A 12214-nucleotide genomic window follows, 5' to 3' on the forward strand; every position below is an offset into this window, starting at 1 on the left:
CGCTGGGTCGGCTTCGGCGCCGACCCTCCCTGGGGTGGTGGCGTCGTCACGACCCGAGCCCGTTCCTCGGTTGCGCGGCGCCGGCGGGCGTGGCCTGACCGGGCACCGGCGCGGGCCGGGCGCGCCGCACCAGCAGCTGCCGAAGGTGCCTCGCGTGCCGGCGGCTCACCGGCAGCACGGCGCCGCCGATCGTGACGCTGAGGTGACCGTCCTCGAGCCGCAGCTCGTCGATGTGGCCGAGCGACACCAGGTGGCTGCGGTGGATGCGGACGAACCCCGCGCTGCGCCACCGTTCCTCGAGTCCGTTCAACGCCGCGCGCACCAGGCCGCTGCCGGTCGCGGTGTGCAGGCGGGCGTAGTCGCCGTGCGCCTCGACGTAGCGGATGTCGGCGAGGCGGATGAACCGCGTGACGCCACCGAGCTCGACGGGGATGACCTCGTCGCCCATCTCCGGCGGCGTGGTGTTCGCGGGCTGCGCGGAGGCGGCGGGCAGGGGCTCGGTCGGGGCCTTGGAGTCCCAGACCTCGTGCACGATGCGGTGCACGGACTCCGCGAGCCGTTCCTGCCGCACGGGCTTGAGCAGGTAGTCCAGTGCCTTGAGCTCGAACGCCTCCACCGCGGGCTGCTGGTGCGCCGTCACGAACACGACGGGCGGCGGCTGCGCGAACCGCGACAGCACACGGGCGAGGTCGAGACCGTCGAGGCCCGGCATGCGGATGTCGAGGAACACCGCGTCCAGCGGCTGCCCGGCGTCCATCGCGCGGTGCAGCACCCGAAGCGCCTTCGTGGCGTCGGTGACCGCTTCCACGTGAGCGATGCGCGGATCGGAGCGCAACAGGTACACGAGGTCTTCCAGCGCGGGCGCCTCGTCGTCGACGGCGAGCACCCGGAGGGAGCGCTCGAGGCTGCCACGTCGATCAGGCCCCTCGCAGACGGGGCAGGGCAGACCTGAGGTCATTCGAGATCGAGTCCAAACTGTGTACGGCCGATCCTCACGTGGCGGCGATTAGACCACGCTCGGTCATCGCGCGCCTGGTGAGCCGTGGGCGTCGGATACGCGATCATGCCCGCTCACGGAGGGTGACCCGAAACGGGGGTCGGATTGCACAAAGTGTGCATACCTCCCCCCTTCGCCGCATGAAAAAGCCCCGGTTGGGCGCATCATCCGTCAGGCGGAGGAGGTGCGGAAACCCGCCGATCGGGTGTGTCTCGGATGGGAGACGACACCGCTATCACGCAGCGTTGCTTTTCTTGGTCAGGCCCGGGCTCGCGCTCACGGCTGGCGGAGGGCGCGCGGCTGGGCGGCCAGCGCGTCACCGAGCGTGATCTCCAGCTCGATGAACGACTCCTCGGCGCGGCGGGCGGCGACGCTCACCGACGCGGCCGCGGCCGGCCCGACGAGCCTGCGGGTGGGCGCGCGCAACGCCTGGATCGCCTCTGACCACTGGTTCGACAGCTTGGCGAGGCCGCTGAGCGTGTCGACGAGGTCGTCGGTGTTCTCCGGCGGCGACGCGATGATCTCCGCCAGCCGGTCGCGCAGCGCGTCCAGTGCCGGGTCCACGGAACCCTCCCGTCGTGCTGCGCCAGAGCTGAGTACAGGTGCGGGCATTTCCCCCACTGAGCAACACCATATCTCGAAAGCTGTGGTCCAGCGCAATGATGTTGCCCCATCCCGGACCGCGCGGTCAATCGCACGCCATTCCGTCTCAATTGGTTCGTCTCAACTGGCGCACTCTTATGGCCGTCGGCTGAATTGGCCTGCTTTCACGGTTCGTGCCTGGTAGGCCAGGTGGAGCCGGGGTGTTGGGCCGAATCGGTGTGTCCTGGATAGCATCAATCGCCGCATTGTGTTCACGGCGCGGTGACTTCTCGGCGGCCGTATTAACTCTTTTGCTGCAGTGGGGTGCCGTCCGGTGTGCCTGAGCGTGTGTCCGGAGTTCAGTCGTTCGGGTTCGTACAGGGTTGGTGGCGGTCGGCGGGTGATCACCCTGGGAAGGTTCCACTGCCCAGCCGTGCCTCGCGCGGTCGCGTTCGAGGTGGCGGGGAATCGCTCGATCATCCGCTCGGTCGTCGAGGCCGCTCATTCCGGTGATTGACGTCTGGTGGCGGGTAACGCATTGCTTGACGGCTCCGGTTGTCTCGTTTGGCGAGCACTTACATTGCCAGCAAATGAACTGTTTATGCAGGTCAGCCATGGCTCTTTGTGCTTGTTTTGCTGCTCCTTGAATCCTGCTGGGCCGTCTGTGTCATGCGGATGACAGACGATGACCGAATCTTCGGATACGGATGGGTTCCGTGGTCGGGTGTGCGTTGCTACGGTCCTGAACGATGAAAACGAGCATTTCGTCCGGCTCTGTCGGTGCTGCTTTCCGGGCATTGTGGAAACGCTCTCCCGAGCGCTCTTTGTTCACGTTCGTCGACGAACACGGCCGCGACGAGGAGACGATCACCGCCGCGGCCCTCGGCGAGGCGGCGGCGGCGATCGGCGGCGCGTTGCGCGGCTGGGGCTTCCAGCCCGGCGACCGCGCGCTGCTGGTCCACCCGCCCGGCGCGGACTTCGTGCGCGCCCTGCTCGGCTGTCTCGCGGCGGGCGTCGCCGGGTCCCGGTGTACCCGCCGAACCCCGTGCGGCTGGGTCACGACCTGGCCGGTTTCCGGTCCATAGTGGACAGCTGCAGACCGCGAGCCGTCCTGACGAACAGCGCCTACGACCGTGCCCGCACCGTCGGCGCCGTGACCGGGTTCTTCGACCAGAGCAAACCGGAGTGGCCGCGCCTGCGCTCGCCTCGACTCGTCGCTGCCGTTCAGCAACCGCCCGTCGCACACGCGGCTGCGCAAGCTCATGAACCGCAGCTTCACCCCCGCGCGCCATGGCACACCGCCGGAACGTGGTCGAGGAAACCTGTCGGGAACTGCTCGACGGCTTCACCGGCGGCGACTCCATGACCGAGGTCGCCTACCCGTTCCCCGCCCGTGTCGTGATGGATCTCGTCGGCGTGCCGAGAGACGACCAGCGGCAGCTCACCCGCTGGGGCACCGACGTCATGAAAACGCTGGGGGAGGGCCAGTTCGGCGCAGACCCGATCGCGGTCGCGCACGCCTCGTCCGCCGCGATGGACGAGCTCGTCGACTACCTGCGAGCCCTGGTCGCCGAACGCCGCCGACGCCCGTGCGACGACCTGATCTCCGAACAGCTGCAGGCCTCCGGCGCCGACCTGTTCGGAGAGCGCGGCGAGTGGGGCAGCGACGACGAACTGATCGTCAACGTCATCTCACTGATCAACGCGGGCCTGGAGACGACGGCCAACCACCTCGGCAACGGTGTGCTCGCCCTGCTGCGCAACCCTTCGCAGTACGAGCTCCTGCGCACCGCACCCGTCGCCGAGACCGCCGCCGAGGAACTGCTCCGCTACGACTCGCCCGCACCCATCATCACCCCGCAGCTCGCGAGCGAGGACCTGGAGATCGGGGGGAGGAGGATCAGGGCGGGAGAGCTGCTGTTCCCGGTGCTCGGCGCGGCCAACCGCGACCCGGCCAAGTACACCGACCCCGACACTCTCGACCTCACCAGGGAGTCGGCGGTCACGCACCTGACGTTCGGCGCGGGCATCCACTACTGCATCGGCGCGTTCCTCGGTCGGCTGGAAGGCCAGGTGCTGTTCCCGATGCTGGCCAAGCGGTTTCCGGGGCTGCGGCTCGACCCGGACGCGGGCGAACCGGAGTTCCGGCCCGACCCGGCGCTGCGCGGACTGAAGGAGTTGCGCCTGCTCGTCAGAGGCGGCCGACATCCGTGATGACCACGACCGCCTCACCCAGCTCGTCCGACGCAGCCAGGTCGACCTCCGCGTTGAAGCCCCAGTCCTTGTCCCCGGCCGGGTCCTCGAAGATCTGCCGGCACACCCAGCGCTCGCGCTCGACGTTGATGATCAGGAACGCCGGGCCGCGCGCGTTCGGGCCCGCGCCGATGTCCGAGTGCTCCTCGAAGTACGGCTCCAGGGCGTCCATCCACTCCTTGGCCGTCCAGCCCGACTCGTGGTCGAGCTCGCCCAGCGAGTACCAGTCGCGCTTCGCGGCCAGCTCGACGCGGCGGAACAGCGCGTTGCGGACCAGCACGCGGAACGCGCGGACGTTGCGGGTGACGGCGGGCGGCAGGTCGACGCGGACCTCTTCGACGGGAGCGTCCGGATTGGTGAGCTTCTCCCACTCGTCGATCAGCGACGAGTCGACCTGGCGGACGAGCTCGCCCAGCCACGAGATCAGGTCCTGCAGCTCCTCGGTCTTCGCCTCCTCCGGCACCGTCTGCGACAGTGCCTTGTAGGCGTCGGCGAGGTACCGCAGCACGAGGCCCTCGGAGCGGGCGAGGCCGTAGAACGAGACGTACTCGGTGAACGTCATCGCGCGCTCGTACATGTCGCGCACGACGGCCTTGGGGGACAGCGCGTAGTCGCCGACCCACGGGTGGCCGCGGCGGTAGGTGAGGAACGCGGCGTCAAGCAGCTCGGCGAGCGGCTTCGGGTACGTGACCTCGTCCAGCAGCTCCATCCGCTGGTCGTACTCGATGCCGTCGGCCTTCATCGCGCCGATCGCCTCGCCGCGCGCCTTGTGCTCCTGCGCGCCCAGGATCTGCCTCGGGTCGTCCAAAGTGGACTCGATCACCGACAGCACGTCCAGCGCGTAGCCCGGCGCCTCGCGGTCCAGCAGCTCGATCGCGGCCAGCGCGAACGGCGACAGCGGCTGGTTCAGCGCGAAGTTGAACTGCAGGTCGACGGTCAGCCGGAAGTCGTCGCCGTCGCGCTCGACCACGCCCGCCGCCACCAGCGCCCGGTACATCGCCAGAGCTCGCTTGATGTGCTTGAGCTGCTTCGGGCGGTCCTCGTGGTTGTCCTCCAGCAGGTGCCGCATCGCGTGGAACGCGCCACCGCTGGGACGGCCGATCACGTTCAGCAGCATGGCGTGCGAGACCTGGAACGACGACGTCAGCGGCTCCGGTTCGGCGCCGACGAGCCGCTCGAACGTCGATTCGCTCCACGACACGAAACCGTCCGGTGCCTTCTTGCGGACGACCTTGCGGCGCTTCTTCGGGTCGTCGCCCGCCTTGGCGAGCGCCTTGATGTTCTCGACCTCGTGCTCCGGAGCCTGCACCACGACGGTGCCCACTGTGTCGTAGCCCGCGCGGCCCGCCCGCCCGGCGATCTGGTGGAACTCGCGGGCCTTCAGGATCCGGGTCCGCGTGCCGTCGTACTTCGACAACGCGGTGAAGACGACGGTGCGGATCGGGACGTTGATGCCGACGCCGAGCGTGTCCGTGCCGCAGATGACCTTCAGCAGGCCCGCCTGCGCGAGCTGCTCCACGAGCCGCCGGTACTTGGGCAGCATGCCCGCGTGGTGCACGCCGATGCCGTGCCGCACCAGCCGCGACAGCGTCTTGCCGAACCCGGCGCTGAAGCGGAAGTTGCCGATCGTCGCGGCGATCGCCTCCTTCTCCTGCTTCGAGCAGACGTTGATGCTCATCAGCGACTGCGCGCGCTCCAGCGCGGCGGCCTGGGTGAAGTGCACGACGTAGATCGGCGCCTCACGGCCGTGCAGCAGGTCCTCGATCGTCTCGTGCAACGGCGTGAGGACGTACTGGAAGTTCAACGGCACCGGGCGCTGCGCCGAGCGGACCACCGCGGTCGGGCGGCCGGTGCGCCGGGTCAGGTCCTTCTCGAAGAACGTGACGTCGCCCAGCGTCGCCGACATCAGCAGGAACTGCGCCTGCGGCAGCTCGATCAGCGGCACCTGCCACGCCCAGCCGCGGTCGGGCTCGGAGTAGAAGTGGAACTCGTCCATCACGACCTGGCCGACGTCGGCGGACGCGCCGTCGCGCAGGGCGATGTTCGCGAGGATCTCCGCCGTGCAGCAGATGATGGGCGCCTGGTCGTTGACCGAGGCGTCGCCGGTCATCATGCCGACGTTCTCCGGGCCGAACACCTCGCACAGCGCGAAGAACTTCTCCGAGACCAGCGCCTTGATCGGCGCGGTGTAGAAGCTGCGCTGGTTGCCCGCCATCGCCACGAGATGGGCACCGATGGCCACCAGGCTCTTGCCGGACCCCGTCGGCGTGCTGAGGATGACGTTGGCCCCGGAAACGAGTTCGATGACCGCCTCCTCCTGCGCCGGGTACAGCGCCAGGCCGCGTTCGGCGGCCCAGTGGGAGAAGGTGTCGAACAGTTCGTCTTCGTCGGCGATCGAGGTGAGCCGGTCCGTGAGTGCAGTCATCGCAGGTGAACTATAGGTGGTACGCGTACTCGGTGAACTCCCAGTCGGTCACGAACCGCTGGAACCGGGCCACCTCCTCCCACTTGAAGTCCACATAGGACCGCACGAAGTCCTTGCCCAGCACCTCGACCATCGCCGTGTTCTCCTCCAGATAGGCGAGGGCGTCGGGCAGCGTGGCGGGCAGCGTGGGGGCCTTCGACGGGTCGTAGCCGTATCCCGCGGACGGCCGCGGCGGCTCGATCCGGTCGCGAATGCCCAGGTAGGTGGCCGCGATCAGGCCCGCGATGCCGAGGTAGGGGTTGGCGCTCGCGTCACCGAGCCGCAGCTCGAGCCGGGTGGTCTCGCCGCGCTCGGCTGGCACGCGGAGCATGGCGCTGCGGTTGTCGAGGCCCCAGTCGATCAGCCACGGCGCGAGCGAGTCCGGGCCGAACCGCTTGTAGGAGTTGACCGTCGGGTTGAGCAGCGCGGCCAGGGCGGGGGCGTGCTTGAGGATGCCGCCGATGGCCCAGCGCGCCTCGTCGCTCAGGCCGTGCGAGGTGCCGGCCGCCTGGAAGGCGTTGCGGCCGTCCTTCTCGTGGCACGAGAGGTGCAGGTGGAAACCGCTGCCGCCGCCGTCGTTGAACGGCTTGGCCATGAACGTCGCGAGGCGGCCTTCCCGTCTCGCCAGTTCCTTGACCGAGGTCTTGAACCGGAACGCGCGATCGGCCGCGTCCATGGCGGGCGAATGGACCAAGTTGATTTCGAACTGCCCGCCCGCGTACTCGTGGTTGCCGCCCGTCGTCTGCAGGCCCGCCGAACTGAGTGTGCGAAGAGTTCTCAACAGATGACCGTCTGAATCGCCCCTGCGTCCGGTCGCATATACGTTGCCCGGCTCATCGCAGTAGGGACGCCACCCGTTCGGGCGATCTTCGTCCGGCTCGCAGAGAAAATACTCCAGCTCGGGACCGACCACCGGCGAGAGCCCCGTCGTCTCGAATATCTCGAGGGCCCGGCGCAGCACCTGCCGCGGCGATTCGTCCACGGGTCTTTCGTCAGCGGGACTGACGGCGTCGCCGATGCACCACGCAACCCCCGGTTCCCACGGAATCGGCAGGAGCGTGTCGAGATCCGGGACCACGATCACGTCGGGCAGCCCGGCGTCGAGCACACCCCCGTTCTCGGTGGTCTTGCCGCCGGGAGTGGTGCTGTAAACGGCACGGCAGAACGACAGCCCGCGCTGCGTAACCGCAGGTAGATGCTCCACGAGAACATCACGGCCCCGGTCAGTTCCGAGCAGGTCGGGGAAGACGACGCGCACGACGTCGATACCGTCCTCGCCCAGCCTCTCCGCGAGTTCCCGTGTCACCTGTTCACCGACCACGTCGAACTACCTTTCCGGCACAGTGTGTCGCTGGCGCGGAGGGGATAACGTTGAGGGGCAAACGCTATCGACCCGTCCGTGGAGTAAAGACCATGATCGGTCTCAGTGCGTGCTCCACACTCATCGTCCACCACGGGGCAACAGTCCGTAACTGGACGGGTGACGACCGTCACGAGATCATGCACGATGTGGGATCGTGATCAAAGTGGTTGCGGACCGACTCGCACCACAGCACAGACATAGTTCGGAACCGCAAGTATTGTGCCGGGAACACCTGAGCTCGAGCACGGGAGACTTTGAGTTGTCTGGTCACCACACGATTGCCGAGACCGAGAAAGCCGTCCAGGCGAAGCTCGGTGCGGTGCCGCTGCATCGCGAGCAGATGGCGGCGGTGTCGAACATCCACCGCGCCGCTACCGCGATCCGCCAGCACCTCGAGAACTCGGTGCTGCGCACCAGCGATCTGACCTGGACCGGCTTCGTCGTGCTCTGGGTCGTGTGGATCTGGGGCGAGATGGAGACGCGCTACGTGGCCGAGGAGGCGGGCATCTCCAAGGGCACCCTGACCGGCGTCGCCAAGACGCTGCAGTCACGGGGGCTGCTGGAGCGCCTCGGCCACCCCACGGACGGGCGCCTGGCGGTTCTGCGTCTCACCCCCGAGGGTGAAGAACTGATGGGCGACCTCTTCCCCAAGTTCAACGAGGAAGAGGTGTTCGTCTCCGACCCGCTGGAGTCCTCCGAGGCCCAGTCGCTGGCCGAGATGCTGCGCCGCATGGTGACGCACCTCGAGGCCAACGGCGAGCAGCGGCGGCTCGACCTGCGCGGGGACACGCCGCTGCCGCCGCGCCGGTCCGGGCGGCGGGCCAAGCACGGCTGATCCGCCCGCCTGCTGGGCGACTCACCGCGGGGTGAGTCGCCCATTTCGGCGTTGCCGGGGCCGGGCTCAGAGCAGGCTGAGCACCCGCGCGTGCAGCGTGTCGAGGTAGTCCTCGGACTCCGGCTTCATCAGCACGCTGCGCAGCACCCTCGCACCGTCCACATCGGCCTCCACCTCGGGATGCCGCGCCGCGAACGCCGCCTTCGACGCCCGTGCCACGCTCAGGAAGATCGGGTCGACGGCGGCGTTCATGCCGGTCTCCATGACCCGGTGCGAGGCGGCGTCCACCGCGGACAGGGTCAGCGGGCTGGTCCGCGGGAAGTACGTGACGATGTCGAGCTCCGGCTCCTGGTAGAGCTCCAGCCCTTCCGACTCGCGGATCATCGACGCCCACCGCACGGCCGCCCGCCGTCCGGCCGCCAGCACCTCGCCCAGACCGTCGCGGGTCAGCGGGAGCAGCCGCAGCGTCAGCCAGAGTCCCGCCGCGGCCGCGCCGGCGCGGGAGCACTCCAGGCTGATCTCGCCGAGGTGCAGCTCGTCGGACGTGAAGTAGGTGTAGGGCGAGTCGTGCAGGTAGAAGCGGCCGACGGACGGGTCGCGGAACAGGACCGCGCCGCAGCCGTAGGGCTGCAGGCCGTGCTTGTGCGGGTCCACGACCACGGAGTCGCACGAGGCGATGGCCTCCCACGGCTCAGGCTCCAGGTCCGTGCCCGCCAGCAACGTGAAGAAGCCGCCGTACGCACCGTCCACATGCACCCGTGCGTCGTAGCGGCGTGCGATGTCCAGCACGAAATGCACCGGTTCGATGGCACCCAATGCGGTGGTTCCCGGGGTGACTACGACCGTGCCCACCTTGCCGGTCCGCAAAAGCTCCTCGAGAGCCGAAAGATCCATGCGCCCGCGACCGTCCACAGGCACCGGGAAACCCTCGATCCCGAGCACACCGCACATGCGTGTGTGTGTGTAGTGAGCCTCGGAGGAGTAGGCGACACCACGACCCGGATGAAGCGAACGGGCGACGAACAGCGCCTCCAGGTTCGCGATCGTGCCGCTGGACGTCAGGTGGCCGAGGTGCTCCTCGGAGTACCCGAACATCGAGGCCAGCGAGGAGACGACCTCGCGCTCCATGGCGGCGGTCGCGGGGCCGCCGTCCAGGGCGTGGTTGTTCGGGTTGATCAGCATCGCGGACAGGTAGCCCACGACCGCCGCCGGGTGCGGGGGCTTGAGCATCTGGCCCGCGTAGCGCGGGTGGAAGAACGGGTAGTTGTCGCGCAGGCGGTCCTGCAGCTCGGCGAGCGCGGAGCCGAAGACCGCCGGGTCGACCTGCAGGGACGAGTGGGGTGTGAAGGCTCCGTACTCGGCGGTCCACTTCTCGTGGTTGGCCAGCGCCTCGTTGAGCCAGTGCTGAAGATCCACCGCACACCCCACTCGTCCGCACAATGTTCGAATTTGTACGTTACGGCAGACCCCAGCGCGAAGACGAGCCGTTGGCGGCCACGTCGCGTGGCGAGACGTCAGGGCGTGTTCCACGTCGCGAGACGACGGCAGTCTGACCTCGGCGCAACGGGATCTCGATCGCCGAACCGCGCGTCTTGTAGTCCAGGCGACGGCCCCAGCGGTCCCGCACGTCGATGTCGCCGGTGATGCCGTGCTCCAGGACGAGCGGCGCGCCGGCCTCGGAGTGGACCTGGACCCAGTCGGTGCGGCCGCCCGAACGAGAAGCGTCGACGAGGAACGCGCCCTGCGTCCTCAACGAACTGATGGACGCGTCAGCCCAAGTGGACGAAACCGACGGGAACACGCGCACGACGTTGTTGTGCGACTGGACCATCATCTCCAGCACCGCCTGGCCGGACATGAGCGGCGATTCGATCGCGAGGTTGCCGCCCTCGCGGTAGAAGGTGTTCTCGGTCAGCACGGCGTTGGTGCCGACCTGCTTGCGGTCGAGGAAGTAGCGCAGGAACGACAGCGCGTCCTCCGGCCGGTTCATCGCCGAGTACATCGCGGACGCGGCGCCGTAGCTGTAGCCGGCCCACGCCTCGCGGCGCGAGGTCCAGAGGTCGACCGTCTGCGTGATGAGCGAGCGGTGCTCCGGCATGTCCCACGTGAGCTCGCGCAGCGGGTAGAACCACAGCAGGTGCGAGAAGTGGCGGTGCGAGTCTTCGAGGGCCTTGTCCCTGCCGATCCGCACGCCGGTCGCGTCCTGGGAGTAGGGCGTCAGGCGGTTGTGGATGTCGCGCCAGCGCGGGTTCTCCTCGATCGACAGCAGCGTCTTCACGCCCCAGCGGATCAGCGACAGGTCGTACGTCGCGTCCACGCTGTTCGCGTACTCCGGAGAGCGGGTCTCCGGCAGGTGCAGCTTGCCGTCGGTGCCCTCGACGAGGAACCGGGCGTAGTAGTTGACCGCCTTGGTCAGGATCGGGACCAGGACGTCGGACAGGATCCGCTCGTCCATCGAGTGCCGGTAGCCCAGCCACACGTTGTGGCAGGCCCAGAGAAGATTGCCCGTATGGTCGTTCGGTGCCACGCCGGGGACGCCGCAGTAGCGCGGCCCTGAGCGCAACGTGCGGTCGCCGGGGTGGCAGATCGCGTACGAGTTGCCGTCGCGGTAGACGGGGTTCACGTTCAGCTCGAGGTTGTGCTCGTACCGCTTCAACGTGGTGGTGACGGCGTCGAGCTCGTGGTGGTTCGAGCCGTTGACCAGCGGATACGAGATCTGGACGTTGAGGTTCCACCACACGGCCGTCCAGCTGGCACCCTGCTCGGGGAACCACGGGCCCCACTCGGTGATGACCGGCGCGTCGGAACGGGTGGCGGCGGCCATCTTGTAGAGCTGCGCCCAGTAGAAGCGCTGCACGAGCTTGTCCGGCACGGACACCAGCGACTTGCTGTAGTAGGCGTTCCACCAGCGACGATGCTGCATCGTCAGCACCTCGAACGGGATCGCCAGCGCCTGACGCACCTCACGGATCGCGTCAGACGTGTGCGTGTTCGCAGGATGTGTGTACGCCACGTGGGCCGCGAAACGGCCGTCACGGGCGTGCCAGGCCGTTGTGTAGCCACCGCCCGCGTGCAGCGGCTGTGCGGCGTAGGAGACGCCATTGGCCGTGCCCAGCGTCGGGTCGGGGTTGGGCGTGTAGTCGGCCGGCTTGCGGATCGTGCGCGTGGTAGCCGACTGCAGCGGCTGGAAACCCCACGTCACGTCGCCCTTCACCTTCGCGAGGAACGTGCTGCGCGCGTTGTGCACGAGCATCGTGAAGGTGGCGCTGCCCTGTGTGGTGGTCACCGAGCCCGTGAGCTCGGCGTTCCACAGGTCCAGCGTCCAGTCGACCGCGGTGATCGCGCCGGCGAAAGCCAAGGTCAGGTACCCGATCGGCAGCCGCGACAGGCCGATCGCGGCCTCCCAGTGCTCGCGCTGGTCCTGCACCTCGGAGTGGCTGAGCATGAGCTTCAGCTCGTTCGGCGTGCGTCCGGCGTAGACCTGGACGCCGAGGAAGCCGTTCGCGAGGAACGGGCTGTCGCCCCAGTTCTTGGGCAGGCGCTTCCACTCCATGCGGGCGTCGCGCACGACGTCCCGATGCACTGTCGAGCTTCCGGTGTGACCCGATGTTTCGGGGGCTGCGGGAGATGCGACCGCGGTGCCCGCGCTGAGCGCAGAAGCCCCTACGGCCGCGCCTGTCCCGTACAGAAAGGTTCTACGCGACAGCTCTGTCACTGTTC

General features: G+C 68.4%; 9 protein-coding genes. 3 read left to right on the plus strand and 6 right to left on the minus strand.

Annotated elements, in window-relative coordinates:
- Positions 1–46 precede the first annotated feature (46 nt).
- Both ABFX45_RS05640 and ABFX45_RS05645 read right to left on the minus strand, forming a co-directional pair.
- On the minus strand, positions 47–958 hold the full coding sequence (locus tag ABFX45_RS05640; protein ID WP_233440223.1) for a LytR/AlgR family response regulator transcription factor: 912 nt from the start codon (positions 956–958) through the stop codon (positions 47–49).
- Between the two features lie 315 nt (positions 959–1273).
- Entirely contained in the window at positions 1274–1561 is a 288-nt protein-coding gene (locus tag ABFX45_RS05645; protein ID WP_109641705.1) for a hypothetical protein, read from the minus strand.
- A 767-nt stretch (positions 1562–2328) separates the two neighbouring features.
- Between ABFX45_RS05645 and ABFX45_RS05650 the strand changes: the two genes are divergently transcribed.
- Entirely contained in the window at positions 2329–2664 is a 336-nt protein-coding gene (locus ABFX45_RS05650; protein WP_346128131.1) for an AMP-binding protein, read from the plus strand.
- A gap of 205 nt (positions 2665–2869) precedes the next feature.
- Positions 2870–3793 carry a cytochrome P450 gene (locus tag ABFX45_RS05655; protein WP_346128133.1) on the plus strand — a complete coding sequence of 308 codons (924 nt, stop codon included), beginning with the start codon at positions 2870–2872 and terminating at the stop codon, positions 3791–3793.
- On the opposite strand, the gene ABFX45_RS05660 is transcribed toward ABFX45_RS05655, so the two are convergent.
- Together ABFX45_RS05660 and ABFX45_RS05665 are read right to left on the minus strand one after the other, a co-directional pair.
- A complete protein-coding gene (locus ABFX45_RS05660) occupies positions 3771–6257 on the minus strand; it encodes a DEAD/DEAH box helicase (protein ID WP_109641702.1) in 2487 nt (828 codons plus the stop codon). The genes ABFX45_RS05655 and ABFX45_RS05660 overlap by 23 nt on opposite strands.
- 10 nt (positions 6258–6267) lie before the next feature.
- A complete protein-coding gene (locus ABFX45_RS05665) occupies positions 6268–7602 on the minus strand; it encodes a glutamine synthetase family protein (RefSeq protein ID WP_233442386.1) in 1335 nt (444 codons plus the stop codon).
- A gap of 316 nt (positions 7603–7918) precedes the next feature.
- Here ABFX45_RS05665 and ABFX45_RS05670 point away from each other — a divergent pair, with 316 nt between their 5' ends.
- A complete protein-coding gene (locus tag ABFX45_RS05670) occupies positions 7919–8494 on the plus strand; it encodes a MarR family winged helix-turn-helix transcriptional regulator (RefSeq protein WP_109641700.1) in 576 nt (191 codons plus the stop codon).
- A gap of 66 nt (positions 8495–8560) precedes the next feature.
- Here the strand turns inward: ABFX45_RS05670 and ABFX45_RS05675 are convergent, their stop codons facing one another.
- The gene (locus ABFX45_RS05675; protein WP_346128137.1) at positions 8561–9910 is read right to left on the minus strand and encodes a pyridoxal phosphate-dependent decarboxylase family protein; all 1350 of its coding nucleotides are present in this window, start codon (positions 9908–9910) and stop codon (positions 8561–8563) included.
- A gap of 40 nt (positions 9911–9950) precedes the next feature.
- Positions 9951–12077 carry a glycosyl hydrolase family 95 catalytic domain-containing protein gene (locus ABFX45_RS05680; RefSeq protein WP_346128139.1) on the minus strand — a complete coding sequence of 709 codons (2127 nt, stop codon included), beginning with the start codon at positions 12075–12077 and terminating at the stop codon, positions 9951–9953.
- Positions 12078–12214: the final 137 nt, after the last annotated feature.

The organism is Lentzea roselyniae, assembly GCF_039537795.1.
GTDB classification, from domain to species: domain Bacteria; phylum Actinomycetota; class Actinomycetes; order Mycobacteriales; family Pseudonocardiaceae; genus Lentzea; species Lentzea atacamensis.